Source organism: Alphaproteobacteria bacterium, assembly GCA_019635875.1.
In the GTDB taxonomy this organism is placed as follows: domain Bacteria; phylum Pseudomonadota; class Alphaproteobacteria; order Reyranellales; family Reyranellaceae; genus JAFAZJ01.
Genome location: JAHBYP010000006.1, coordinates 106,611 through 133,201 on the forward strand (window position 1 = coordinate 106,611; position 26,591 = coordinate 133,201).

The 26,591-nt window shown below is 68.1% G+C and carries 16 protein-coding genes and 1 pseudogene; 6 read left to right on the top strand and 11 right to left on the bottom strand.

From position 1 onward, the window contains the following. Positions 1-25: 25 nt before the first annotated feature. From KF889_21475 to KF889_21490, 4 genes are all read right to left on the bottom strand, one after another. A complete protein-coding gene (locus KF889_21475; protein ID MBX3502021.1) occupies positions 26-1,156 on the bottom strand; it encodes a TonB family protein in 1,131 nt (376 codons plus the stop codon). A gap of 51 nt (positions 1,157-1,207) precedes the next feature. After that, entirely contained in the window at positions 1,208-3,013 is a 1,806-nt protein-coding gene (locus KF889_21480; GenBank protein ID MBX3502022.1) for a hypothetical protein, read from the bottom strand. A gap of 98 nt (positions 3,014-3,111) precedes the next feature. Beyond that, positions 3,112-6,192 carry a PAS-domain containing protein gene (locus KF889_21485; protein ID MBX3502023.1) on the bottom strand — a complete coding sequence of 1,027 codons (3,081 nt, stop codon included), beginning with the start codon at positions 6,190-6,192 and terminating at the stop codon, positions 3,112-3,114. 302 nt (positions 6,193-6,494) lie between these two features. Further along, entirely contained in the window at positions 6,495-7,325 is an 831-nt protein-coding gene (locus KF889_21490) for a hypothetical protein (protein MBX3502024.1), read from the bottom strand. Between the two features lie 323 nt (positions 7,326-7,648). Here KF889_21490 and KF889_21495 point away from each other — a divergent pair, with 323 nt between their 5' ends. Beyond that, a complete protein-coding gene (locus KF889_21495) occupies positions 7,649-8,668 on the top strand; it encodes a methyltransferase (GenBank protein ID MBX3502025.1) in 1,020 nt (339 codons plus the stop codon). Between the two features lie 155 nt (positions 8,669-8,823). On the opposite strand, the gene KF889_21500 is transcribed toward KF889_21495, so the two are convergent. The 4 genes and pseudogenes from KF889_21500 to KF889_21515 form a co-directional block, all read right to left on the bottom strand. After that, the gene (locus KF889_21500) at positions 8,824-9,156 is read right to left on the bottom strand and encodes a PAS-domain containing protein (GenBank protein ID MBX3502026.1); all 333 of its coding nucleotides are present in this window, start codon (positions 9,154-9,156) and stop codon (positions 8,824-8,826) included. Positions 9,157-9,347: 191 nt separating this feature from the next. Next, positions 9,348-10,109 (bottom strand): annotated as a pseudogene (locus KF889_21505) (IS5 family transposase). A 92-nt stretch (positions 10,110-10,201) separates the two neighbouring features. Then, complete coding sequence (locus tag KF889_21510) at positions 10,202-14,116, bottom strand: SIR2 family protein (GenBank protein ID MBX3502027.1); 3,915 nt, start codon at positions 14,114-14,116, stop codon at positions 10,202-10,204. A gap of 94 nt (positions 14,117-14,210) precedes the next feature. Next, on the bottom strand, positions 14,211-15,857 hold the full coding sequence (locus KF889_21515) for a PLP-dependent aminotransferase family protein (GenBank protein ID MBX3502028.1): 1,647 nt from the start codon (positions 15,855-15,857) through the stop codon (positions 14,211-14,213). A 279-nt stretch (positions 15,858-16,136) separates the two neighbouring features. On the opposite strand from KF889_21515, the gene KF889_21520 reads away from it, so the two are divergent. Continuing rightward, positions 16,137-17,021: a shikimate dehydrogenase gene (locus KF889_21520; protein ID MBX3502029.1), complete on the top strand. Its 885-nt coding sequence runs from the start codon at positions 16,137-16,139 to the stop codon at positions 17,019-17,021. A 133-nt stretch (positions 17,022-17,154) separates the two neighbouring features. Here KF889_21520 and KF889_21525 read toward each other — a convergent pair whose 3' ends face one another. Beyond that, the gene (locus KF889_21525; GenBank protein ID MBX3502030.1) at positions 17,155-18,369 is read right to left on the bottom strand and encodes an iron-containing alcohol dehydrogenase; all 1,215 of its coding nucleotides are present in this window, start codon (positions 18,367-18,369) and stop codon (positions 17,155-17,157) included. Positions 18,370-18,435: 66 nt separating this feature from the next. On the opposite strand from KF889_21525, the gene KF889_21530 reads away from it, so the two are divergent. Further along, complete coding sequence (locus tag KF889_21530) at positions 18,436-20,148, top strand: amidohydrolase family protein (protein MBX3502031.1); 1,713 nt, start codon at positions 18,436-18,438, stop codon at positions 20,146-20,148. A 16-nt stretch (positions 20,149-20,164) separates the two neighbouring features. Then, positions 20,165-21,046, top strand: coding sequence for a TauD/TfdA family dioxygenase (locus KF889_21535; GenBank protein ID MBX3502032.1), 882 nt, complete (start codon positions 20,165-20,167; stop codon positions 21,044-21,046). A gap of 81 nt (positions 21,047-21,127) precedes the next feature. On the opposite strand, the gene KF889_21540 is transcribed toward KF889_21535, so the two are convergent. Then, positions 21,128-22,843, bottom strand: coding sequence for a dihydroxy-acid dehydratase (locus KF889_21540; GenBank protein ID MBX3502033.1), 1,716 nt, complete (start codon positions 22,841-22,843; stop codon positions 21,128-21,130). A gap of 74 nt (positions 22,844-22,917) precedes the next feature. Between KF889_21540 and KF889_21545 the strand changes: the two genes are divergently transcribed. Next, positions 22,918-23,670, top strand: coding sequence for an alpha/beta fold hydrolase (locus KF889_21545; GenBank protein MBX3502034.1), 753 nt, complete (start codon positions 22,918-22,920; stop codon positions 23,668-23,670). Between the two features lie 197 nt (positions 23,671-23,867). Continuing rightward, entirely contained in the window at positions 23,868-25,523 is a 1,656-nt protein-coding gene (locus tag KF889_21550) for an NAD(P)/FAD-dependent oxidoreductase (GenBank protein ID MBX3502035.1), read from the top strand. Between the two features lie 135 nt (positions 25,524-25,658). Here the strand turns inward: KF889_21550 and KF889_21555 are convergent, their stop codons facing one another. After that, positions 25,659-26,579, bottom strand: a complete 921-nt coding sequence (locus tag KF889_21555) for an aminotransferase class IV (GenBank protein MBX3502036.1) — start codon at positions 26,577-26,579, stop codon at positions 25,659-25,661. Positions 26,580-26,591 lie beyond the last annotated feature (12 nt).

The window sequence follows — 26,591 nt, forward strand, 5'->3', positions numbered from 1 at the left end:
CGGAGACTCTCGGAGGGAGGGACGATCAGAGCCGGCGGATGCCGAAGTTCACCGGCACGTTGAAGGAGGCGCGCTCGGCGCCCAGCGCGCGCGGCAGCGGCGGATAGGGCGCGGCGCGGCGAGCCATCTCGATGGTCGCGGCGTCGAGATCGGGGAAGCCGCTGCCGCGGACGATGAAGGCATCGAGCAGGCGGCCGTCGGCGGCGATGGTGACGCGCAGGACGACGCGTCCCTCCTCGCCGCGGTCGCGCGCGCCGATCGGGTAGAAGCGCACCCGGTCGATGGCGCGGAACAGCAGGCTGGCGTAGTTGGCCTCCAGCGCGCTGCCGCTGGAGGAGCCGGCCGCTGCGGCTCGGCTGGGAGCCAGGCCCGCGACTTCGCGCAGATCGACGGAGCGCTGCATCGAGGGGCGGGGCGGCACTGGCGGCGCGGCGGCCCGCGTCGAGAGTGGCGGCGCGGGGGGAGTCGGTGCCGGCGCCGGCGGCTTGGCCGGAGCCGCGGCCGGCTTCGGGGCTGGAGCAGGCTTGGCCGTCTCAGTCTTGGGCTGGGTTGCCAGGTCTGCCGCCTGCGGCTCGGTGGCGGCCAGCGGCAGCATGAGCGCGGGACTGACGCGCGGCGTCCAGGCATCGGCGGTATCCGGCACCGAGGGTGAGGCCGGGGGCGTCGGCATGGCGTCGAAGGACGGCGGCTGGGTCGGCCGGTGCGGCGCGCTCACCGGGTCGTTGGTCGGCTCGTCGGCCGGCTGGGTCGGCGCGCGCGCGTCGGGATCCTGGATCACGTCGGGCATGGGGGCGCCATCGGGTGCCTGCAGGGCGGTGCCGTCGGCGCGGCCCGCCATGTCCTCGGCCAGCACGATCTCGAACAGGTCGACGGGCGCCTTCGCCTCCTGCGGCGGCTCGTGCAGCATCAGGGCGTAGAAGGCGGCCGCGACCAGGGCATGTGCGCCGACGGCGGCGATCAGTCCCAGGACGGGGAAGCCCGAGGGCGCAGTGGGCGCGGCGGACGCGGCCCCGACCTCGACCGCGTCGACACCCGCCGGCGCGGCGCCAGGGCCGTCGGCGGAAGACAGGGCGGGACTCAGCGGCGTCTCGTCGGCGGCCGGCGCGGGCGCCAGCGACATGACCGGGTCGACCCGCTCCTGGGAGGCGGAGGCCATGGCCCAAGATAGGCCGTCCCGGGGGCCAAAAACAGGGCGTTGCGCCTCGGCTTAGCGGCGCGTTGTCACGGGCCCGGTGAAGACGCAGCGGGGTGCGCCGGCGCCCGAGATCGCCGCCGGCGCCGACCAGCGCCACAGCTTGTCCCAGTACTGGCGGCGCAGCTCGGCGGCGGCAGCGCGGGAATCGACGATGAAGCCGTGCTCCTGGAGATCGACCGGGTAGAAATTGTCCGAGCCGATGTAGAAGTAGCGCCCGTCGACCATCCAGAACTTGGCGTGGTTGCCGACCGGCACGTTGCCGGGCCAGGTCGCGTCGGGCCCGAAACGGAAGGGCGCGATGTGCAGCCGGCGGCACAGCATCGCGTCGAGATCGCCGTCCGGCATCTGGCCGCGCCGGCGCACCACGTCGCGCAGGCGCCGCGCCGTCACCTCCAGCGGCACGCGATTGCTGTAGGTCGCGCCGCTCTTGCCGACGGCGTCGAGGTTGCTCAGCACGATATGGACGTCGCCCTTCTGCCCCAGCAGGAAGTCGGCGATGCGCTCCAGGGTGCTCTCGGGCCAGACCGGCCGCGGTTGGGCGAAGGTGAAGCCGAGATCCTGCTGGACGATGACGATGGAGCGCCGCGCCGCGCCCAGCAGCAGGTCGCGCGCCAGGTCGCTCTGGTTGGCGAAGGCGGGGGTGATGCCGGCGCCCAGCCGGCCGACCGACAGGATCGGCACGTTGCCCGACTGCGCCAGGCGCTCGAAGCGCGGCAGGATGCGCGGCGCCGCGCAATCGCGGGCGAAGCGCCTGGCCTGCGAATCGTAGCTGTGCACGGCGATCGGCTCGCTCGGCAGCCCCTTGCGCCGGCAGGTGAATTGCCACAGGCCATCGAGGAACGCGGTCGCGTCGGCCGCCGCCGGTCCACGCACCTGCATCGACAGGTCGTGGGTCGGCTGGTCGAGGAGGTAGTCGCGCGTCCACAGATTGTGGCCGCCGGTGATCGCGACGCGGCCGTCGACGGCGATGATCTTGGCGTGCGGCCAGGAGAAGGTGCCGCAGGTCGGCTGTCCGGTGCAGCTGCGCATCGCCGCGACATGCACGTCGAGCCGCGAGCCCTCGACCTCGTCGAGATCGCGCACGAGCTCGTCGAGCAGCGCGCGCGCATTGGTCTCGAGCGGCGGATACTGGCCGACCATCACGCGCACGCTCACGCGCTCGCCGCGTCGCGCCAGCGTCGTGACGGCGTTGCGCAGGGCGGCGAGGAAGCGGCGGTCGGGGATCCATTGCAGGGTCGCGATGTCGACGCGCGCACGCGCCCCGGCGATCACCTGGTAGAGGCGGTCGGCCATGGCGTCGGAATGGCCCAGGCAGGCGCGCTTGCCGGCATGCACGGGCGAGGCGTCGAGCATGGCGAGCTTGCGGCACTGGCCGCCGCCGGCGCAGTCGGCGTCGCTCTCGCACAGCGGCAGATCGATGTCGGGCAGGCAGCCGGCGCAGCCCGGCTGGTACACCGGCAGATCGGCGGCGCTCCTGCCCCAGCGATCGGGAGTCTGGATCAGCCAGCCGGGATCGAGCGCATTGCGTTGCGACAGCCGGTAGGTGACGCCGTGCAGGCGTTGCCAGGGATCGGTCCTGCGCAGCTGGTCGACCACCTGCTCGAGCAGCGGCCGGCGCGCGGCGGGATCAAGCGGCTCGACGCCGTGGGCGCGGATGACGGTGGGCAGCGGTGCGGCGGGCGACAGCTTCCACGGCTCGTTGGCGGCGAAGGCGGCGGCGTGGTCCTCGCTGTAGGCGGTGCTTGGCAGATGCGCGCAGGCCGCCAGCGTCAGGAGTGCGAGAGCGGCGATGATCGACGCGAATGGACTGCAGCGCATGAATCGAGAGAACTGATCGCGGGAAGGACCGCAGCCTAACGGAGGTCGCGCCGGCCGCCAAACGAACACGCGGGATGACAGGGGTGATTCGGTTCTGGCTACGACGCCACGGTGCCCAGCGCGCGGCGGACCGAGCGGGCAAGCTCGTCGAGGGTGAAGGGCTTCTCCAAGAGCGGCGTGTCGGGATCGAGCGGGTTGGGGCTGCCCGGCGCCTGCTGGCTGTTGCCCGAGGTGTAGAGCACGCGCAGGGCCGGCCGCCGCCTGACCGCCGCGGCGGCCAGCGCGCGGCCGTCGAGCCCGCCGGGCATCGACAGTCCGGTGAACAGCAGGTCGATGTCGTCGCGCGCCGAAAGCGTCGCCAGCGCCTCCGGGCCGCTGGCCGCGCCGGTGACGCGGTAGCCGAGATTGCCCAGCATGCGCGAGAGCGTGTCGCGCACCGGCGCCTCGTCCTCGACCACGAGGATGGTCTCGTCGCCGCCCGGCGCACCCGACACGCGGCCGCGGCGGCCGGCGCCGGCGGTCTCCTCGACGATGCGCGGCAGGTAGAGATGGACCGTGGTGCCGCGGCCCGGGGCGCTGTCGATGGCCATGGCGCCGCCCGACTGGCACACGAAGCCGTAGACCATGCTGAGCCCCAGACCGGTGCCCTTGCCCTCTGGCTTGGTGGTGAAGAACGGCTCGGTGGCGCGCGCGATCACCTCGCGCGGCATGCCGCCGCCCTGGTCGGCCACGCTGATGCGCACGTAGTCGCCGGCGGCGATGCCGCCGAGATGCGCCGCTTCGGCCGCGTCGAGGCCGCAGAGCGCGACGGTGATCGCCACGCGTCCGCCCTCGGGCATGGCGTCGCGCGCATTGGTCACCAGGTTGAGCACCGCGTTCTCGAGCTGGCTGCGATCGACATGGGCGGCGCAGCGCGACACGCTGGGCTCGAGCGCGACCGCGATGCCGCCGCCCAGCGCGCGCTCCAGCAGCGGCGCGATGTCGGCCATCAGGCAGTTGACGTCGAGCGTCTCGGGCTTGAGCGGCTGGCGGCGCGCGAAGGCGAGCAGGCGGCGCGTCAGGTCGGCGCCCTGGGCGCCGGCCATCATGATGTTGCGGACCAGCTGGCGCGTGTCGTCCGGCGCGTCCTCGACGGCGTCCTGCAACAGCTCGGCGCTGCCCACCATCACCGTCAGCACGTTGTTGAAGTCGTGCGCGATGCCGCCCGTGAGCTGGCCCAGCGCCTCCATCTTGAAGCCCTGGCGCAGCTGCTCCTCGGCGGCGCGCTGCTCGGTGATGTCGAGCGCGATGCCGTCCCAGCGTATCCAGCCGTCGCCCAGCGGGCGCGGTGTGACGTTGAGCCGGCACCAGCGCAGCGTGCGGCCGGGCACGTCGAAGCGCACATCCGTCGCGATCGGCGTGAGGTTGGCGGTCGACTCGGCCATGGCGGCGAGCCAGCGCTTCTTGTCCTCGGGCACCATGAAGTCGATCAGGCGCACTTCGCTGCTCAGGATCCTGTCGCGCTCGACGCCGAGCACCGGAAAGACCGCGTCGCTCATGTAGGTGACGCGCCGCTCGCCCGTGGTGCGATTGTGCTCGAAGGTGAAGACGACGCCGGGCAGGTTGTTGGCCAGCGTGCGGAACAGGCTCTCGCTCTCGCGCAGCGCGCGGGTGCGCTCGGTGAGCTCGGTGACGTCGAGGCCGATGCCGTCCCAGCGCACCACGCCGTTGGCCAGGCGCCTGGGCGTGGCGGCGATGCGCGTCCATTGCGGGCTGGCGGCGCCGTCGCCGATGAAGCGCACGTCGATGCTGAAGGGCCGCATCTCGCGCGCCGAGCGCTCCATGGCCGCGAGATAGGCCTGGGCGTCCTCCGGCGGCATGGAATGGACCAGGCCGATCTCGCCGCGCCGTGCAGCGTCGCGATCGATGCGCAGGGCGGCGGGCAGCGTGTCGCCGAGATAGGTCAGCCGGCGCTGGCCGCTCCTGGGATCGAGCTCGACGGTGAAGACGACGCCGGGCAGGTTGTTGGCCAGCGAGCGGAAGCGCTCCTCGCTGTCGGCCAGCGCCTGGCTGCGCCGCATCAGCTCGGTGACGTCGCTGCGCAGGGCGACGACGCTGCCGTCGGGCGTGCGGTAGTCGTGCGCGCGCAGCCAGCGGCCGCCGCTGGTCTGGAACACGGTGGCCTCGCCGCGCGCGCGCGCCGCCTGGCGATCGCGCAAAAAGCCCTCGGCGCTGGCGCCGGCCGGCAGGCGATAGGCGCCGCGCGCCAGCCCGGCGCGCGTGATCTCCTCGAAGGTCATGCCGAGGCGGATGTACTCCTCGCCGTCGGGGAAATAGCCGCTGTAGTGCCGGTTCATCACCGCCAGCTTGCCGCTCGGATCGAACAGCGCGAAGCCCTCGTTGATGCTCTCCAGCGCGCGGCTCAGCACCGCCTCGCTCTCGCGCTTGGCCTCGAGCGCGCGCTTCTGCGCCGTGATGTCCTCGATGATGGCGATGGTGTTGGTCGGCCAGCCTTCATCGTCGCGCATCATGCTGACGCTGAGCTTGGTCCAGATGGTGGCGCCATCCTTGCGGATGTAGCGCTTCTCGAAGACGTGGCAGTTGTCGTCGCCGGCGAAGGATTCGACGTGGAAGCTCCTGTCCAGCGAGATGTCGTCGGGATGGGTGATGGTCTCGAAGGACAGCTCGCGCAGCTCGGCCAGGCTGTAGCCGACCATGCGGCAGAAGGCCTCGTTGGCCTCGAGGTAGCGGCCGTCGGCGTCGCAGATGTTGATCGCCACCGAGGCCTCGGCGAAGGCGCGGCGCATGCGCGCGTCGGAGGCGCGCAACGTGGTCTCGGCGCGGCGCTGCTCGGTCAGGTCCTCGGCGACCAGCAGGAAGCCCCCGCCCGCCAGCGGCCGGCCGCGCATCTCGAAGAAGGTGCCGTCGCGCCGCTCGCGGCGGTAGGCGAAGGGTTCGGTGCCGGCGGCCCTGAACCGGGCGATCACCTCCTCGCGCTGCGCCGGCGAGGCGAACTCGCCGTGCTCGGTCAGCCAGGCCAGTGCGTCGCCCAGGCGCGCGCCTGGCTTCATGACGTCGGCGGGCAGGCCGGTGATGGCGAGGAAGCGCTGGTTGTGACGCACGACCCGCCGTTCCGCGTCGAGCACGCAGACGCCCTCGGAGAGGGCTTCGAACAGCGGGTCGTCCACGGTGGCGGACATCAATTCCTGAGCTTTGCGGCGCTACGGACAGACAACGCGTAAATATGCATGATGCCTGCGTGAATTCCGGATATCGGAACGCAGGGGCAACATTGTTCATTGAAGCCGCAGAGCGGGGGTGTCAACGCGGGACTGCGGGGAGACTGGTTCAGTTTGGATGCAAGGGCCAATATCTTCCCCCGGAGGGGGAAGGTGGCGCGCAGCGCCGGAAGGGGATGTCTCAACACACGCGGTGTCCGTCTTCGACATCCCCCTTCCGCCCTTCGGGCACCTTCCCCCTCCGGGGGAAGGCATGAGGGTGATCACGCCGCGGCCCGATTGCTGTGGTTTGCCATGGCGGCGTCGGCCAGGGCGAGGCGCAGCGGGCGGTTGAGCTCGACGGCGGCGCGCACGACCCTGCGGATCGCCGGCAGCACATCGCGCGCGAGGTCGCGGCCCTCGGCGCGCCAGCGCGCGGCATGCAGCGGCAGGTCGGCGGGCAGGTCGGCACCCCAGCTGCGCCGCACCGCCGAGGCGACGGCCTGGTGCCAGGCGGCCTCGGCCGCGTCGTCGTTCGCGGCCGCGACCGGCTCGGGGCTCTGCGATGGATTGCTATGGTCTGCCATCGTGGCCGTCGCAGCGCAGGCGGCGGCTTCGCGCGCGGGCGGCGGATCCTCGGCGGCCAGCTCGGGGCTTTGCAATGGATTGCTATGGTCGGGCGTCGCGGCCGCGGCATCGCAGGCGGCGGCTTCGGGCGCAGGCGGCGGTGGTTCGGCGGCGACCGGCTCGGGGCCTTGCGATGGATTGCTATGGGGTTCGCCATGGTGCGGGGCCGGGTAGCGGCGCCGCGCGCGCTTGCCGACGCGCTGATGGACCGCCCAGTCGACGATCGACAGGTACTCGACGTCCTCGACCGTGTAGCGGCGCACCAGGCCGCGCGCCGCCAGCTCCTCGATCAGGAGGCGCACGGCCTCGTCGTCGAGCGCGTCGCCGGGGAAGACCTGGAGGCGCAAGGTGCGCGGCCGCAGCGGCAGCACGCCGAAATCGTCGGCGAAGTTGCTGAGCCCGAGCAGCAGCAGGCGGGCCATGGGCGCGCAGTCGACGACCGCCTCCGTGGTCCAGAATTCGGGCGGGATCAGACGGGCACGGGGCATCGGAGACTCCAGCGGTTGGTGCTGGAGCGTGTGTACGCCTGGGTGGTGGGAGGTGCGATTTAAACCCCTAGCGGTGTCGAACAGGGCGTTCCGATGCCGATGGAATCGGCAAATCCGCGTTCCTTATCCGTGTCGTCGGCGGTTCCTTGTCCCGCTTTGGCCGGTCACGACCCTGAAGCTTTGTCTGACCGACCAGGCCCACGTGTCATCCCGAGCGCAGCGAGGGATCCAGGGCAGTCCTGGATCCCTCGCTGCGCTCGGGATGACAGCCCGGTTCAAGTCAAATGGATTATGATCCGATGGCGACCGACGGGGGAGCCGCGATGACACAGCCCTTGACCGATGTCCGCCAGATCTCGGCGCTGACCTACGGCTTCATCGCGTCGAAGGCGCTGTTCGCGGCGCTCGACCTCGACCTGTTCACCCACATCGCGCGCGGCGCGGCGACGATCGACGAACTGGCCCGCGCCACCGGCACGGCGGCCAACCGCATGCGCACCCTGGTCACGGCGCTCAGGACGGTCGGGCTGGTGACGGAGGCCGATGGCCGGCTCGCCAACGCGCCGGCGACCACAAACTTCCTGGTGGAAGGCGCGCCGGGCGATTTCCGCGACTACATCCGCGTCGTCAACGGCGGCTTCCTCTACGAGAGCATGCGCCATCTCGACAAGGCGATGCGCGGCGAGCGCGTCTTCCCCGACAAGGGCTTCTACACGGGCATCGTCTATTCCGAGGGCGGCGTCGGCGGCGAGGCCTTCAGCAGCGCCCAGCACGCCGGCTCGCTGGGGCCCGCCGCGCTGATGGCGCGGCGCGTCGATCTCGCCGGCGCGGCGCGCCTGCTCGATGTCGGCGGCGGCAGCGGCGCCTATACGCTGGCCTTCCTGCGCCGCAATCCGGCGCTGCGCGCGACCATCCTCGACTTCCCCGAGACCGTCGAGACCGCGCGGCGCATGGCGCAGCAGGCCGGCCTGGCCGATCGCATCACGCACCTCGCCGGCAATGCGCTGAGCACGCAGTGGCCGCAGGAGCAGGACGTCATGCTGATGTCCTATGTCTGGAGCGCGGTCGGCGCCGGCGACATCCGCGAGCTGGCCCGCCGCGCGCGGGCCGCGCTGAAGCCGGGCGGGCTGGTGCTGATCCACGACTTCATGGTCGACGACACGCATGACGGGCCGGACTTCGCGGCGTGGTACCTGCTGGCGTCGATCTTCGACAATCCGGATGCGGAGTGCCTGACGCCGGGGTTCGTCGAGGGGGTGTTGCGGGAGGCGGGGTTTGGCGTTGAGGGGACGAAGGCGATGTTGGAGGGGATCACCAGCTTGACCAGAGCGCGGGCAGGATAACGCCTTTTGACTGGCCATGCGGCAGAAGGCGTCGTTGGCCTTGAGGTAGCGGCCGTCGGCGTCGCAGATGTTGATCGCCACCGCGGCCTGGGCGAAGGCTTGGCGCATGCGCGCGTCCGACGCGCGCAGCGCGCTCTCGGCGCGGCGGCGGGCGGTCAGGTCCTCGGCGACGACGACGAACCCGCCATCCGCCAGCGGCCGGCTGCGCATATCGATGAAGATGCCGTCGGGCCGCTCGCGGCGGTAGGAGAAGGGCGCGGTGCCGGCGGCGCGGAACTGGTGGCGATCTCCTCGCGCTGCGCGGGGGTGGCGAACTCGCCGTGGCTGGTCAGCCAGTCGAGCGCCGCGCCGAGCCGCTCGCCCGGCTTCACGACCTCGGCCGGCAGGCCGCAGACCTCGAGGAAGCGCCTGTTGTGGCGCACAATCCGCCGCTGCGCGTCGAGCACGCAGACGCCCTCGGAGAGGGCCTCGAACAACGGATCGTCCACGGGGGGCGGACATCGACTCCTGGCTCTGGGGGACGCGGGCGGACAACGCGGAAATACGCACGGCGCCTGCGCGGGTTCCGGATTCACGGACCGCGAAGTGTTGTTCAATGAAGTTGCCGGCCGGGGGAGTCAACGTTGGCGACGTGGGGAGATTGGTTCAGTTTGGATGCAATACAACCGAGGGCCTGTCCTCAATTGAGCCAGATGCAGCAAGCGGCGAGGTGGATGCCGGCGAGGAAGTTGCGGGCGAGTTTGTCGTAGCGGGTGGCGATGGCGCGGAACTGCTTGAGCCTGCAGAAGAAGTTCTCGATCAGATGGCGCGCCTTGTAGAGCTCGCGGTCGAGCGGCCGCGGCTGCGTTCTGTGCCTCTTGCAGGGGATCACCGCGCCTTCATTGGCGGCAGCGAAGCGGTCGAGCACGCGAGTATCGGCGTCAAACGCCTTGTCGGCGATCAGTGTGTCGGCGGCAAGCGTCGGCAGGAAAGCGTCGGCGCCCAGCAGGTCGTGTGCCTGTCCCGGGCTGAGTAGGAACATCAGCGGGTTGCCTAGTTAGCGCATCGACCAGGGCGTGGATCTTGGTGCTCAGCCCGCCTTTGCTGCGGCCGATCGCCTGGTCTTCGCCGTCTTTTTGGGGGCGCCAGCGCTGTGCTGATGGGCACGCACGATCGTGCTGTCGATCATCGCGTACTCGTTGTCCGCGTCGCTGCTCAACTGCGCGAACACGCGCGCCCACACGCCGTTCACGGCCCAGCGGCTGAAGCGGGTATGTGTGGCCTTCCACGGGCCGAAGCGTTCCGGCAGGTCGCGCCACAGAATGCCGGCGCGATAGCGAAACAGCACCGCCTCGACAAAACGCCGATTGTCCTTCGCCGTGACGCCGACGTGGCCTTTGCGGCCGGGCAGCAAGTGCTCGATCCGCTCCCACTGGTCGTCCCGTAATCCGTAGCGCCGCATCCGTCAGCCTCCCTGTGGCCGACTCGCTATGAATCACGCACTATCGCTCTTGTGAATCCCCTAACTGGGGACAGGCCCTAGTGCCTGGCAGATCAAAAATTTCTTGGGTCACGCGGGAAGCCGACTATCGTCCACAATGGTATGTTGCTGGCCAGCAATCGTCCGTTTCCGTGTCGCATGCACTGTCCGAGCCATTCGAACATGCTTACGTTGAGGCGGTGCATGACGCTCTCAGGCTCCTTGTCGGAACCAGCCCACGTATCAATGCCGGTTATGTTGGCATGCCACAACTCGTGACTCTGACGGAGGTAGGCGACATCGACTGGAAGCTGCCCGCCCAGCGCCCATGCAGCCACCCGTAGGCCTAGCCAATATTGCCGCTGACGCTGGTCGACCAATACCGCTCCTGGCCGGTGCGGAAGCAGCGACGTCAACTGCGCAAGACAATCCTGCGGAATGCCTAGAAGCAATTGCCTGTTCCACGTCCAACCTGCGAGGCTAGAGGTGCCCAGCAGTTCAATGGCGACCTCAAGTTGGGTATTGGCCTTGTCGGGTGCGTCGACACACAAATCTCGAGATGCTGTCGAGAAAAATGTGCGGAGACGGTAGGTAACAGCGGGATGCCAAAACCGTCGAATGATGGACGGAGGCTGATTCAGTGCGATGTCGTACAGGGCGCGCGCGATCACAGCTGTGGCAGCGCGATACAGGACGGACAAGCGAAGATCGACCGCGTCCAGAAGGTCGCCGACCATGTCGAATTGTTCTGGCTTGGTCATTGACAATAGCCGCGCGACCTCAAGAATCTCATAGTTTGGAATTGCGAAGTCGACGTACTGCTTGCGGCGAAGAATGCAGTCGACAAGCGAGTCGCAAAGATCAACTCGGTCGAGCCTCCAAAATGTTCCTGCTAGGTTCGAGGCTCCCGGCATTCCTCTTCTAGTGGCGTTTCTCTCGTATCCCCAGTCAATCGGCGAGAAGTCGGAGACCACCGCCTTTGCCAGAGTTTCCGGAGCGCCGGACAAAAACCGGGCGAGGCTGTTGGGGTCCAGTTCCGAGGCGCTCTTAGCGAGCCGCTTGGTATCCACCGCGAGTTCCCCATACAAATTGTCCACGATCGCTTTCTGTCCCTGCTCCGCAGCCGTAGCCAGAAATGATCCAAGATGGTTGAGCCGCGTCTCAACTGCTCGCGCGGCAAGGCGTTTCGGATCGGCAGCAAGTTCCTTCCATAGGTCGTCGACGAGAGTTCTTTGGCCTTGTCGCATTGCTGTAGTCAGAAATGACCCGAGAAGGTGAAGCGGCGTTTCAAGAGCACGGTCGGCAAGGCGTTTCGGGTCCGCAGCGAGTTCCTTCCATAGGTCGTCAACGAGAGTTCCTTGGCCCTGCCGCATTGCTGTGGCCAGAAATGACCCGAGAAAGTGAAATGGCGTTTCAAAAGCGCGGCACGCAAGACGTCTCCTGTCTGCGGCCAGTTCCCTCCACAGATTGTCGACGAGGGCCCCTTGGCCCTGTCTCGCAACATCATGCAGAAAGGACCCGACGTGGCCCAACTGAGTGTTGAAGGCTCGATTGGCAAGGCGTTTCGGATCTGCGACGAGCTCTCTGCAGAGATCGTCGACGAGGGCTCTTTGACCTTGCTCCGCTGCGGTAGCCAGAAATGACCCGAGATGGTCCAGAGGAGCCTCGAAGGCACGCGCGGCGAGTCGCCTCGAATCCGCAGCGAGTTCTCTACACAGATCCTTAACGAGGACCTTTTGACCGTGCTTCGCGGCGCTAGCCAAAAATGACCCGAGGTGGTCAAGCGGCATTTCGAAAGCACGTGCGGCTAAACGTTTCGGGTCCGCGACAAGGGCATCGTATATGTCCCCAATGAGGGTCTTCCAGCCGCGACTCGAAGCGATGGCGCACAATTCCATAACATTGGAAATTGGCGCCTCGAGCGATCGGGTGACAATCGCGGACCTGCGATGCTCCAATCGGATGCAAAGTTCAGCAAGGTCGTTCTCGCAATCGCTCCGACGGAGGGCAGAGAGAGCGGCAACCAGCAATGCCGTGTTCCCGATGACCGCCTCTTCCATGATGGCGAGCCGATCCGCGGAGGGATGCATCGCAGCGAGGATAAGACGTCCCCACGATGGCTCGCGCAGTCGGAAGCGAACATGCTGCAGGGCGCCGACGACAGTCCGTTCGACGAGTGTCGTGGCCAGCAACTCCGACACGTGCACGGGGCTCGGGTGAGGTAAGCAAGTGACGTTGACTTCCAACTCCAGCAGTTCGTCACCGAAGACGGCCAAGCACTGGATGTTGTCTAGAGCATACTTGGAAAGGTGACTGAGGTGGCGCTGCCACATCCAAACGGCACCTGCATCCTCCGGCAGTTGGAATTGACCATGTATCAAATCCACCCGATTCTGAGTGACTGCGACCACAAAGGCGCCAATCTCAGTGCCGTAGGTACTGTGCCACTGTGAGAGCATCGCGGCTGGCGGCCGCTCTATCAGGTGCTGGGTTGGCAACAGTCGGTCCAGTACGCCTTCGGCAATCCTGCCGAGATCGTCTGACGTTGGTCGTAGCGAGATCGCGGGATTGTGGGCGTCCCTCTCCAGATCCAACAGGGCGCTGTCGGCAGGCGTTGAAATTGCTCGATCAATCCGGGTAGCTAGCAGCAGCAGTTTGCTGCTAAGCGGGCGGTCGCGCCACAGGCGCCACAACGCAGCCGCCAACTCTGGATTGAGATGCGCATCGTCAATTACGATAAGGGTATCCGGGCGCGCGATCCGGGCCAACGCGGCCTGCGGACTGAACAACTGCTCAGCATCGTCGAACGTGGTCCGGCTGAGGAGGATGTGATAGCAGGACCACCCACGATGATCGAATTCGGCCGCCACTCGGTACGCCAGAGTGGTCTTGCCGACCGATGCCACGTCGAGAACGAACGCCCATCCATGCTCGTCGAGGCGACTCCTTACCTCGGTGTCAGCTGCGAGATCGGGTACCTTACCGGCCTTGAACTCATCCCAGGACGGGAAAGGATTGCTTAGAGGCGATTCGCCAATCCGCCGAATACGCGGTGCCGAGGGACCGATCCGGACGAAAGGGCTCGATCGGGCAGCCGGGGCAAGGGCAGCGACGATGCCCGGAAGCCGATCGTGACCTTCATAGATGTGCTTGACGAGGGAAGGCTTCGCCGACTCGTACTCGGGCAACGCCTCAACGGCGGCCTTTGTGCCGAGAAAGTAATCCTCGACTGTAGTTTCGCCAAGGCCGGCCTCTTGTGTCCATTGCAATAGGGCGCCCAGATTGGGATCGCTCAGACCACCACCACCACAACCGACATAAACCCAATGCCAAAACATCCAGAGGCCGCGGAGTTCATTCTGTGCGAGGTTCGCTGCCTTGATTCGTTCGTACGATCTCCTTCCTAAAATGACCGATGAGGGTCGCGACCAATGGCCGTGGATATGGATAATCCCGGTCCGTCTTCGCGCAACGACTTCAAGAATCTTGAGTGGCTCTTCCCATGTGATGGGTTCGAGCCCAATCGCTTCGTGGAGCAAATCGTCGTAGTTCGTTGTCATGATCAGGGCGCCGGCACGCACGAGGTCAGCGACGGCATCAATCGTTCGACGGGATGTTTGATTGATCCTAAGCGACCCAACGGTGTCCCGAAGCCAGGTTGCGTACTCGGCCCCTTCGGTACCGCCCAGGATTTCCGTTAGGGCATCCCCACGTCTTAACACTTCGTCAAGGTCAAACGGCGTGCTTGGATCGAATGCGCCCTCGATCAGCTCAGCTTGGGCATCGAGGTTCCTTTGCGAACTCGCGCCGAGTTCGCGGCAGCGCTGGATTCCACTAAGAAGCAGACCTTTCCAGCCCGCAATAACCGAGTTGGTCGCGCCAAGCGATATACCCGTGCCTACAACGAGCAAGACGTTGGGACGCGGATCATCCAGCCGTTTGGCGAGCGGCTGTAGTTCTGAAGGTAAGTCGAGAACCGCCGCCCCCAAAGACTATTCATTGGCCACGTGACCTAGGCAAGACTAGATCGTGCATCGTCCATGTCAACAGATACACGCTCTTGTTGTATCGCTGCACTGCTGCCTACACCACCACCCGCTGCCCCACGACCTGTACCGCCAGCAGCTGCGCCAGCACCTCGACCCCGCGCTTCATGTCCTTCCGATCCGCGATGTTGCCCAGGCACAGGCGAACGGCGTGCGGCGCCTCGGCGCGGCCGCTGACGAAGGCGTCGGCCGGGGTGACGCGCACGCCCAGTGCTTCGGCCTCGGCGGCGAAGTCGCGGGCGCGCCAGGGCTCGGGCAGAGTCAGCCAGGCGTGGAAGCAGGCGGCCGGCAGGAACAGCTTGGCGCGGCGTGGGTCGTCGGCCGGCGGGCGTGATACTGATGCCGTTGGAGTTGAGACCGCGCCGCTGGAGAGGCGGGCGATCGGGGTACCGATTTCGACCAGCCGCAGCCCCTCACCCCGACCCTCTCCCCGCTTGCGGGGAGAGGGAGGTGAGACCGTGCCGACATCGACGCCGGCGTCGCCGAAGACCTGCAGCGCGATCTCCTGGCGCTTGCGGGCTTCCTCGCGCTTGCGGCGCAGCAGCTCGTCGAGCGTGCCGTCGGCGATCCAGCGCGCGGCGATCTCCGCCATCATCGGCGCCGCGGTCCAGCTCGCCGCCGCCATCGCCGCGCTCAGCCGTCCAAGCAGGCGCGGCGGGGCGTGCATGAAGCCGATGCGCAGGCCGGGCGCGCCCATCTTGCTCAAGCCCGCGAGATGGATGGTCTGCTCGGGCGCGAAGGCGGCCAAGGGCGGCGGCGCGTCGAGCGGGAAGTAGCCGTAGACGTCGTCCTCGACCGTCGGCAGATCGTACTGGCGGATGATCTCGGCGATGCGCCTCCGCCGCGCCTCGCTGATCGTGCGCCCCGTGGGGTTGTGCTGCGTCGGCACGACGTAGAAGGCGCGCGCGTCGCCGGTGCGGCAGGCGGCCTCGAGCGCCTCGGGCCGCGGGCCGTCGGCATCGCAGGCTACCGGCTTCAGCCGCAGCCGCATCAGCCGCGCCAGGGAAACGATGCCGGGATAGGTGAGGTCCTCGACCAGCACCGCGTCGCCCGGCGCCGCCAGCGCCGCGAGGGCGATCATCAGCGCGTGCTGCGTGCCGGCGGCGATCAGCACGCGCGACGGATCGAGCACCGGCCGCTCCGGCTTGGGCAGCATCTGGTAGCGGCGCGTCAGCAGGCTCGCGCCGGCGTCGCGGTGGCGCGGCACGCCCAGCCTGCCGGTGAATTCCAGAAGCGAGGCGATGTCGTTGCCGCCGGCGATGGCGCGCAGGGTCTCGCGCATCTTCTCGTCCTCGCCGGCCGGCGAGGGCCAGTTCATGGCGAGATCGATGACGTTGCTGGTCGGCGCGTCGGTGCGCGCGCGCGGGTCGCCCGTCGGGTTGGAGATCGAGCGCGGCGCCACCGGCTCGGGATAGGGCAGGGCCGGCGGGCGCACGAAGCTGCCGCGGCCGACCTCGCCATGGATCAGCCCGCGCCGCTCGGCCTCGGCATAGGCCCGCGTGATCGTGCCAACGGTGCAGCCCAGGTCCCAGGCGAGGTCGCGATGGGTCGGCAGGCGGGTGTGCGGCTCGAGCTTGCCGGAGGCGATGTCGGCGGCCAGCTGGTTGGCGATGGTCAAATAGAGCGGGGTGGTGGCGCCTTCGACCACCGGCTTCCAGCTCGGGCGCTGCTTGCGGATTGTCATGATGACAATGCTCCCTTTCAGGGCGCTGTGACCCAATGGCCGGGGTTTTATTCGATGGGACAAATGGTGACAATGCCCCGAACATGTGCGCACACAATCGGATTGTCTCTATCTTCACCCTGTCGTCCTGAGCGCAGCGAAGGACCCCGCGGTATCTCGTCCAAAGCGTGCTGCCGTGCCTGTCCGCACCACCGCGAGGTCCTTCGCTGTGCTCAGGACGACGGAGGGGCGGGAGCGGCCGGGACAGCGGCGGGCTTTCGCGCCTAGGATGCGCCGGCCATGGACGAGCCGTCCCGACCGCCCAATCCGACGCCGAGATCCCTGCTGCTGGGGCTGATCGGCGCGCCGATCGCCAGCTCGGCGGCGCCGCACATGCACCAGAGCGCCGGCGCGGCGCTGGGGCTGCGCACGCATTACCAGCTGATCGAGCGCGTGGGCGCGCATCGCGGCGATCTGCGCGCCATGCTCGAGGGCGTGCGGCTGCTGGGCTTCGCCGGCGTCAATGTCACCTTTCCCTACAAGGAGGCGGTGGTGACGCTGCTCGACGCGCTGGCGCCGGGCATCGCGGCTTTAGGCGCGGTCAATACTGTGGTGGTCGGCCGCGACCAGCGGCTCACCGGGCACAACACCGATTCGACCGGCTTCGCGCGCGCCCTGCGCGAGGTGATCGGCGCCGACCTCGGCGGGCCGGTGGCGCTGGTCGGCGCCGGCGGCGTCGGCCGCGCCATCGGCTTCGCGCTGGCGGGCATGACCGTGCCGCAGCTGCGCGTCTTCGATCGCGACAGGGCCAAGGCCGAGGCGCTGGTCGCGGCGCTCGGCGGCGGCGCGGTGCTCGCGGCGTCGGTCGACAAGGCGCTCGACGGCGCCGCCGGCGTGATCAACGCCACGCCGATCGGCATGCTGCCTGACACCGGCTGCCCGGTGCCCGTGGCGGCGCTCAAGCCCGCGATGTGGGTCGCCGACGTGGTCTACACGCCGCTGTGGACGCCGCTGTTGCTGGCGGCGCGCGAGCGCGGCTGCCGCGTGATGACCGGCCGCGAGCTCTGCGTCTTCCAGGCCTGCGACGCCTTCCAGCTGTTTACCGGGCTGGAGCCGCCGGTGAGCGTGATCGGCGAGGCCTTCGACCAGATCATGCGCCGCCGCGCCGGCGTGCGCGAGGTGTGAGCTCCCTTCCCCCGGAGGGGGAAGGTGGCGCGCGCAGCGCGATGGAAGGGGGATGCTTCAACGAAGTCGGTGTCCGTCTTCGGCATCCCCCTTCCGCCCTTCGGGCACCTTCCCCCTCCGGGGGAAGGAGGCTTCAATACGCCGCCTCCAGCAGCCTGAGCGCGTCGGCGACCTGCTCGTCGGCCGAGCGCATGCCGGCATTGGCGTTGAAGTTCTTCACTGTCTCGGCGGCGATGTTCTTCAAATCGTCGCGCGGGATCTCGAGCTGGCGCAGGCTGGTCGGCATGCCCATGCGCGCGTAGAGCGCCTCGAGCCAGTCGGCGACGGCGAGCGCGGCCTGCCTGCCGTCCATGCCCTCGCGCCACACGCCGACCGCCTGCGCGACCTGGCGCGCCTGGGGCAGCGGGATCGAATCGGACAGGCGGATGCGCGCGGCCTGCACGACGCAGGTCGACTCGCCCTGGCCGACATGCGGATAGCGCACGTGCAGCGCGGTCGAGACCGCGTAATTGCCGGAGAAGGTGCCGCCGCGGAAACGGCGCAGCCCGTCATCCTCGGCGCGGTTCTGCAGGAAGGCGGCGATGCACAGATCGATGCGCGGCTGCGCGGTCGCGGGCTGCTCGGCGAGCTTCGGATAGGCATCGAAGGCGAGCCGGAAGGCCTGGCGCTCATTGGCTTGCGCGAGCGGATTGACGTCGAGCTGCGCCATGGCGCCGATCAGGCCCGCGAACACCGTCGTGCCGGTCGAGCGCATCACGTCGTGCGGCGTGCCGAGCAGCACCTCCTCGTCGATGAACAGCGCCTGCGGCCGCGTCTTGGGATCGAAATACTCCATGCGGTGATCGAGATCGGGATTCTTCAGCCCGGTGCCGGCGCGGTTCATGGCGCTGGTCGGCGTCGTCGGGATGTTGATGATCGGCGGCTTGGGCGCCATCAGCCGCGGGCTGTAGGCCGGCTTGCCCTCGGGGTATTGCGTCATGAGCTTGAAGGGGTCTCCGGCCTCGGCCAGGAAGATCGCCACCGCGCGGCTCGCCACGATCACGCTGCCGCCGCCCACCGCGATCAGCAGGTCGGCGCCGGCCGCGACGGCGGCGTCCTTCGCGGCGCGCACCGAGGCGTAGGTCGAATCCTTCTCGATGCCGTCGAACACGCCGGCATAGAGCGGCCCCAGCGCCGCTTCGATGCGGCGCACGGTGCTGGTCCTGCGGTTGATCGAGGGCGAGCAGACGACGAAGGCGCGCCGGGCGCCGGCGCGGTCGACCGCTTCCTTGATACCCATTTCGATGGCCTGGCGGCCGCAATGCAGGCGCCATGAGAATCCCGCCGCCCTGAATCCCGTTTCGCTCATCGCGTTCCTCGTTGCCGTATCGGGCACCCTGCCCCTACGGTCTGGCATCACGCCCGGGAGGCAAGCATGGCCGCGTCGCCCAGCCTGGTGATCCGCAACGGTACCATCGTCGATGGTTCCGGCGGCGATGCGTATGAAGCCGATCTTGCCATCGTCGACGGGAAAATCTCGGCGATCGGCGGCGGCATTCCGCTGGGCGAGGAAGAGATCGACGCACGCGGCAAGCTGGTGACGCCGGGCTTCGTCGACCTGCACACGCATTACGACGCGCAGGTGACGTGGAGCGAGCGGTTGTCGCCTTCGACCTGGAACGGCGTGACCACGGTGCTGTGCGGCAATTGCGGCGTCGGCTTCGCGCCCTGCCACGCGGATCAGCACGACATGCTGATCAACCTGATGGAGGGTGTCGAGGACATCCCCGAGGTCGTGCTGAGCGAAGGCCTGCCGTGGAACTGGCACAGCTTCCCGGACTACCTCGATGCCATCGCGAAGCGCCGCTACGACGCCGACGTCGCCTTCCAGGTGCCGCATGCGGCGCTGCGCGTCTACGTCATGGGCCAGCGCGGCGTCGAGCGCGAGCCGGCGACCGGGCAGGACCGGCAGCGCATGGCGGCGCTCACCGCCGAGGGCCTGCGCGCCGGCGCGCTGGGCTTCTCGACCTCGCGCACGCTCAATCACCGCTCGGCCGACGGCCGGCACATTCCGACCTTGCGCGCCGAGGAAGCGGAGCTGACGGCGATCGCGCACGCCATGCGCGATGTCGGCGCCGGCTGGATGCAGATCGTCTCGGATTTCGAGCAGGAGGGCGAGATCGAGCTGTTCCGGCGTCTTGCCAATGAGTCACGCCGGCCGGTCACGATCAGCCTGCTGCAATCCGACGCCAGGCCCGACAACTGGCGCGCGCTGCTCGACCGCATCGCCGAGGCCAATGCCGAGGGATTGCGCATCACCGGCCAGATCCGCTCGCGGCCGACCAGCGTGCTGCTGGGCTTCGAACTTTCGCAGAACCCGTTCATGGGCCGGCCGAGCTACAGGAAGATCGCCCATCTGCCGTTCGGGGAGCGGCTGGCGCATCTGCGTGACCCAGTGTTCCGGGCCCGTGTGCTGGGCGAGGCGTTCGAGGGCAGCGCGCGCGGCCGCCGCGTCGAGCGCTGGGATCGCATGTATCCGCTGGGCGATCCGCCGGACTACGAGCCCAGGGCCGAGAACAGCATCGCCGCGCATGCGGCGCGCGAAGGCCGCACCCCGGAGGAGGTCGCCTACGATCTGCTGATGGAGCGCGAGGGCAGGGGCATCCTCTATCTGCCGGTCACCAACTACGCCGGCGGCAACCTCGACGTCGTGCGCGACATGATCGCCGATCCCAACACCTTGATCGGCCTGGGCGACGGCGGCGCGCATGTCGGCATCATGTGCGACGCCACCGCGACCAGCTACACCATCACCCACTGGACGCGCGATCGCGGCCGCGGCGCGCTGTTCCCGCTGTCGTGGATCATCAAGCGCCTGACCGCCGACAATGCCGCCGCCATCGGGCTCGACGATCGCGGCCTGCTGCGCACGGGCATGAAGGCCGACCTCAATATCCTCGACTACGACGCGCTGCGCCTGCGCAGCCCGGAAATCGTCTATGATCTGCCGGCCGGCGGGAAGCGCCTGGTGCAGCGCACCGAGGGCTTCGACGCGACGATCGTGTCGGGCGAGGTCGTCTATCGCGGCGGCGAGGCCACCGGCGCGCTGCCCGGCCGCCTCGTGCGCGGCCAAGGGATGCACGCATAAGGAAGGGAGGAGGATCATGAACGTCGCCGTTTCGAGTGTCCCGACCCGGGCCCTGAAGATCGAGAAGATCAAGGAGCATATCGGCGCCATCGTCACCGGCATCGATCTTGCGCAGCCCGTCGACGGCGCGACGCGGAAGAAGCTGTACGACGCCGTGGTCGACAACGTGGTGCTCGTGATTCGCGGCCAGCAGCACCTCACCCCGGGCCAGTTGCAGGCCGCCGCGGAGATGTTCGGCGAGCTGATGGAGGACCAGAACCGGCGCTATCTGGTCGACGGATTTCCGCTGATCAGCGTGCTCGACAACCGTCACCTCGACAGCAAGGGCCAGCCGGCGAAGGTCGGTGCCAATTCCACATGGCACACCGACCACACCAACCAGGAGCTGCCGCCCAAGTTCACCATGCTGTATGCCGTCGCCGTGCCGGACAAGGGCGGCGCGACCTCGGTCTGCAATGCGCGGGCGGCCTACGAGGCGCTGCCGGACGATTTGAAGCGCAGGATCGACGGCGCGAAGACCGAGAATACGCTGATCAGCAGCGCGCGCATGGCGACAGCCAACCCGGACATCGTGAAGGCCCAGCGCGAGTCGGCGAAGCCGCCGACGGTGCATCCCCTGGTCCGCACCCACCCGGAGACCGGCACCAGGGCGGTGTGGTTCCACAAGGCCAAGACCGAGACGGTCACCGGCATGTCGCCCGAAGAGACCCAGGATTTCCTGCAGGATCTCACCGACAGGATCACGCAGCCGCAATTCTGCTACGCGCACGAGTACCAGAAGGGCGACCTGCTGATCATCGACGACCGCGCCTCGTTGCATAAGGCCGGATTCGACTACGATCACAGCCAGCACCGCCGCCTGTACCGGATGCTGGTGCGGGGCGATCGTCCGTATTGAGATCTGTCATCCCGAGCGCAGCGAGGGATCCAGTGGTTATCCTGGATCCCTCGTTGCGCTCGGGATGACAGCGAGAGCGCCCTACACCACGCAGCCGTGGTGGGCCGAGGACACCAGCTTCACGTACTTGTCGTGCACCGAGCCGGGGCGGATGCGCGCCGACAGATCAGGCGCGCGCCACGCCTGCATGCGCCGGGCGATCTCGTCGTCGGGCAGTGCGACGTTCAGCGTGCGCTTCCTCGGGTCGATGACGATGGTGTCGCCGTCGCGTACCGCGGCGATCGGCCCGCCGCGCGCGGCCTCAGGCGAGATGTGGCCGATCAGGATGCCGTGCGAGACGCCCGAAAAGCGGCCGTCGGTGATCAGCGCCACATCCTCGCCCAGGCCGCGGCCCTGCAGCTGGATGGTGAGCATCACCATCTCGGGCATGCCCGGCCCGCCGACCGGCCCGACATTGCGCACGACGATCACGGTGCCGGGCTTGATCTCGCCGGCGCGGATCGCCTTCATCGTGTCGGCCTCGGAGTCGAAGACGCGCGCCGTGCCGCGGAACTCGCCCTTGTCCAGGGTCTTGCCCGACAGCTTCAGCACGCAGCTCTCCGGCGCGATGTTGCCGCGCAGCACGCTGATGTGGTTGTTCGGCGCCGCGATCGGCTTGCCGACCGGGAAGACGATGTCCTGCTTGCCGATCTGCTCCAGCGTCGGCACGTCTGCGAGATTCTCCGCCAGTGTCCTGCCGGTGACGGTCATCACGTCGCCGTGCAGGAATCCATTGCTTAGGAGCTCCTTCATCACCACAGGCACGCCGCCGATCGCGTGCAGGCTGGTCATCGCGTAGGGGCCATGCGGCTGCAGATTGGCGATCAGCGGCACGCGCTCGCCGATCTGCTGGATGCGATCGATGGTGATCGGCACGCCGGCCTGGCGCGCGATGGCGAGGATGTGCAGGTACATGTTGGTCGAGCCGCCCATGGCGTAGACCGTCGTGATCGCGTTCTCGAAGGCGCGCTCGCTCATGATGTCGCGCGGGCGGATGTTCCTCTCGATCAGGCGATAGAGCGCCTCGACCGAGGCCCTGGCCTGCGCCCGCACGTCGGCGTGGATGTCGCTTTTGGCGTCGTAGTCGGCCGGATGCGAGGCGCCGCGCGGCAGCATCATGCCGATCGACTCGGCCACCGTGCTCATGGTGTTGGCGGTGAACATCGCGCCGCAGGTGCCGCTGCCGGGCATGACGTTGCGCTCGAGCTCGAGCAGCTGGCCTTCCGAGATGCGGCCGGTCTCCTGCGCCGCGCGGCCCTCGGCGTAGTCCATGATGGTGATGTTGGTGCCCTTGCTGGCGAAGGGCTCGAACGAGACGCGGCCGGGCGACGACGTGCCGGGGTAGAGCACCAGGCCGAAGGCGTTGGTGCGCGCCAGCGGCATCAGGGCCGCGGCGCCGGTCTTGTCGCAGCCGGAGATCACGATCATCGCGTCACCGTGATGGGCGTAGTGGCCGATCTCGAAGCAGTCGGCCACGACATCGCGCGACACCAGGCTGTAGCCGGCGGTCGGCGTGCCTTGGGTCAGCGCATCCGACACCGCCGGCGCGCCGACGATCAGGCCCTGGCCGCCGCGCTCGGCCAGCAATTCGACCAGCAGGTCGGCGATGCCGCGCACCCGGTTGTTGCAGCGATGGGCGTTGGTGTGGGCGGCGGCGATGGTGACCACGGCACTGGTGTTCGCCGCCTTGTCCGGCTCGAAGCCGGCGGCGCGCAATTCGACGCGCGATTTCTTCCAGTAGGTGCTGCTGTCCTGCATGACGCATCCGCCCTTGAGGTGACTCGTTTGTTCCTGCTTATCGTGGCACGCTCCGCGCCCGGGAGGAAACCGCCATGCCGTTTTACGAAAGAGGCAATGTCCGCATCCGTTACGAGGAGGCGGGGTCGGGCTTTCCGCTGCTGATCATTCCCGGCGGCGGATTGAACTCGGTGATCAACAACCTCAGGACCAACGCGCCATTCAACGCGGTCGAGGAGCTCAAGGACCGCTATCGCTGCATCGTCGCCGATTTGCGCAACGCCAAGGACGGCCAGTCGTCGGGGCCGCTGGAGATCGAGCGGCCGTGGGATGCCTATACCGACGATCATCTCGGGCTGATGGACCATCTCGGCATCAACAGATTCGCGGTGATCGGCTACTGCATCGGCGGGCCGTTCTCGTGGAACCTGATGCGCCGTGCGCCCGATCGCGTGGTCGCCGCGGTGCTGACGCAGCCCAGCGGCCACCGGCCGGAAATGCCCGACCAGTTCTACAACAACAACATGAACGGCTGGGGGCCGCCGCTGATGCAGCGCCGCCCGGAGATCACGACCGAGATGGTGAGCGCGTTCCTCAACAGGATGTATCGCTCGCCCGGCGATTTCGTGTTCACGGTGAGCCGCGATTTCGTGCGCGGCTGCCAGACGCCGGTGCTGGTGCTGCCCGACGACATCCCGCCGCACCCCTACGCGGTGGCGATGGAGACGGTGCGGCTGGCGCCGCGGTCGGAGGTCAGCCTGTTCCCGTGGAAGGAGCCGCCCGAGATGATCCGCGTCGTTGTGCGCCAGGTGCGCACCTTCCTGCGCGCGCATCTGCCGGCCGCGTAGAGGGATCAAACTGCCATCCCGAGCGGAGCGAGGGATCCCGGTTGTCGCCTGGATCCCTCGCTCCGCTCGGGATGACAGGACGCTCGACGCGTCCGGGCCTGGCTTCGGCAAAGTGCAAGGCTACGATGCGTCGCGAGGCGTTGCCGCAGCCGGCGACGCGAGGTAAACGGTCGTTCATATGACCCGGAGAGCCCGCGATGCCTGATGCTTCGACCCTTCCCGGCGGTGGTTCCTCGACCCGCCTCGACGTCGCGATCGTCGGCGGCGGGCTGGCGGGGCTGTACGCGATCCACCGACTGCGCGGCCTCGGCTTCTCGGTACGCGCCTACGAGCAGGGCTCGGGCATCGGCGGCACGTGGTTCTGGAACCGCTACCCCGGCGCGCGCTGCGACGTCGAGAGCCTGGAGTACTCGTACTCCTTCTCTGACGAGCTTCAGCAGGAGTGGAAGTGGCCGGAGCGCTACGGCACCCAGCCGGAGATCCTGCGCTACATCAACCATGTCGCCGACCGCTTCGACCTGCGCCGAGACGTGCAGCTCAACACGCGCATCAGTTCGGCGGTGTTCGATTCGCGCGCCGGGGAATGGACGCTGACGACGGCTTCGGGTGAGATCATCCGCGCGCGCCATTGCGTGATGGCCGCAGGCAACCTCTCGACGCCGCGCGTGCCGGACTTCAAGGGCATCAGCGGCTTCAAGGGCAAGTGGTACCACTCCGGCCTGTGGCCGCACGAGGGCGTCGACTTCAGCGGCAAGCGTGTGGGCGTGATCGGCACGGGCTCGTCGGGCGTGCAGATGATCCCGATCATCGCCCAGCAGGCGAAGCACCTCACGGTGTTCCAGCGCACGGCGAATTTCAGCCTGCCGGCGCGCAACATGCCGATGGACCAGGCCAAGGAGCGCCGCCACAAGGCGGAGTATCCGGCGCGCCGCCGTGCCGCCCACGACACGCCGTTCGCGATCGCCGGCCATGCCAAGCCGACCCAGTCGGCGCTGCAGGCGAGCGACGCCGAGCGCCGCGCCTCCTACGAGGCGAAATGGCAGGAAGGCGGCAGCATCAGCTATCTCTACGCCTATACCGACCTGCTGGTGAACAAGCAGTCCAACGACACCGCCTCGGAATTCGTGCGCGAGAAGATCCGCGGCATCGTCAGGGACAAGCGCACGGCGGAGCTGCTGGCGCCCAAGGACCATCCGATCGGCACCAAGCGGCTGTGCCTCGATACGAACTACTACGAGACCTACAACCGCGACAACGTCGCGCTGATCGACGTGCGCAGCGATCCGATCGCCGAGATCACGCCCACGGGCGCGCGTCTGAAGAGCGGCGCGGAATTCGAGCTCGATGCCATCGTCTTCGCCACCGGCTTCGACGCGATGACGGGCGCGCTGCGCGAGATCGACATCCGCACGACCGACGGCGCCGTGCTGGCCGATCACTGGGAAGGCGGGCCGCTGACCTATCTCGGCCTGATGGTCTCGGGCTTCCCCAACATGTTCGTCATCACCGGCCCCGGCAGTCCGGGCGTGAAGACGCAGATGATCGCCTCGATCGAGCAGCACACCGACTGGATCGCCGAGTGCCTCAAGCACATGCGCGAGAAGGGCCTCGATCGGATCGAGCCGACCGCCGAAGCCGAGATGGAGTGGGTGCATCACGTCAACGCGGTGGCCGACAGCACGCTCTATCCGCTGGCCAATTCCTGGTATGTCGGCGCCAACATCCCCGGCAAGCCGCGCGTGTTCATGCCCTATGTCGGCGGCTTCGACCGCTACAAGAGGCGCTGCGACGAGGTCGTGGCGAAGGGCTACGAGGGCTTCATCTTCGGCCGGCAGGCCGTAACGGCTGCGTAGAAGACCCTTCCCCCGGAGGGGGAAGGTGCCCGAAGGGCGGAAGGGGGATGTTGAAGACGAATTCTGCGTTCGTCTTCAACATCCCCCTTCCGTCAGCGCTTCGCGCTGCCACCTTCCCCCTCCGGGGGAAGGGGCTCAAAGCGCGCCGACCGATTTCAGATAGAGGTCGCTGGCCTCCTTCGTGACGGGTCCGGGCTTGCCGTCGCCGATCGCGCGGCCATCGACCCTGGTCACCGGCGTCACGCCGCCCAAGGTGCCGGTGACGAAGGCTTCGTTCGCCGAATAGACCTGGGTCAGCGTGAAGTCACATTCGCGCGCGACGCCGCCGGCCGCGCGCCAGGCGGCGATCACGTTGCCCTGGGTGATGCCCTTGAAGCTGTAGGCACTGGTCGAGGTCCACAGCTCGCGGCCGCGCACGATGAAGAAGTTGGTCGAATTGCACGAGGCGACGAAGCCGCGCGGGTCGAGCATCAGCGCCTCGTCGGCGCCGGCGTGGATCGCCTGGATCAGCGCCTGGATCAGGTTCAGCCGGCTGTGCGAGTTCAGGCGCAGGTCGAACATGTCGGGATTGCTGGTGCGGAAGGTCGAGGTGAAGAGCGCGTAGCCCTTCGCCTTGGCTTCCGGCAGCGGCGACTTGTATTCGGCCACGATGACGATGGTCGGGCCGGAGACGATGAAGCGCGGGTCCTGGTTGGGCGTGCTCTTGATGCCGCGCGTGATCATCAGCCGCAGATGCGCGCCGTCGGTCATGCCGTTGGCGTCGAGCGTGTCCTGGATGGCCTTCACCACGCCGGCGCGGTCGAGCCCGATGTCGAGATCGATCGCCCGCGCGCCCTCGAACAGCCGGTCGAGATGGGCCTCGAGGCTGATCAGCCTGCCCTTGACCAGCCGCAGCCCTTCCCAGACGCCGTCGCCCAGCACGAAGCCCGCGTCGAAGATCGAGACCCGCGCCTCGTTGCGCGGCACGAAGGCGCCGTTGAGGTAGACCACGACCTTCTCGTTGCGTGCGTCGGCCTGGTAGCCCTGCGCGCTCTGCGCGCCCGTTGCGTCCTTCACGGTCCTCTACTC

Coding starts and splice junctions, on each gene's coding strand:
- KF889_21540 (MBX3502033.1), bottom strand. CDS start 22,843: ATGCAGGACAGCAGCACCTACTGGAAGAAATCGCGCGTCGAATTGCGC.
- KF889_21495 (MBX3502025.1), top strand. CDS start 7,649: ATGACACAGCCCTTGACCGATGTCCGCCAGATCTCGGCGCTGACCTAC.
- KF889_21480 (MBX3502022.1), bottom strand. CDS start 3,013: ATGCGCTGCAGTCCATTCGCGTCGATCATCGCCGCTCTCGCACTCCTG.
- KF889_21520 (MBX3502029.1), top strand. CDS start 16,137: ATGGACGAGCCGTCCCGACCGCCCAATCCGACGCCGAGATCCCTGCTG.
- KF889_21550 (MBX3502035.1), top strand. CDS start 23,868: ATGCCTGATGCTTCGACCCTTCCCGGCGGTGGTTCCTCGACCCGCCTC.
- KF889_21515 (MBX3502028.1), bottom strand. CDS start 15,857: ATGACAATCCGCAAGCAGCGCCCGAGCTGGAAGCCGGTGGTCGAAGGC.
- KF889_21545 (MBX3502034.1), top strand. CDS start 22,918: ATGCCGTTTTACGAAAGAGGCAATGTCCGCATCCGTTACGAGGAGGCG.
- KF889_21485 (MBX3502023.1), bottom strand. CDS start 6,192: ATGTCCGCCACCGTGGACGACCCGCTGTTCGAAGCCCTCTCCGAGGGC.
- KF889_21535 (MBX3502032.1), top strand. CDS start 20,165: ATGAACGTCGCCGTTTCGAGTGTCCCGACCCGGGCCCTGAAGATCGAG.
- KF889_21530 (MBX3502031.1), top strand. CDS start 18,436: ATGGCCGCGTCGCCCAGCCTGGTGATCCGCAACGGTACCATCGTCGAT.
- KF889_21525 (MBX3502030.1), bottom strand. CDS start 18,369: ATGAGCGAAACGGGATTCAGGGCGGCGGGATTCTCATGGCGCCTGCAT.
- KF889_21490 (MBX3502024.1), bottom strand. CDS start 7,325: ATGCCCCGTGCCCGTCTGATCCCGCCCGAATTCTGGACCACGGAGGCG.
- KF889_21475 (MBX3502021.1), bottom strand. CDS start 1,156: ATGGCCTCCGCCTCCCAGGAGCGGGTCGACCCGGTCATGTCGCTGGCG.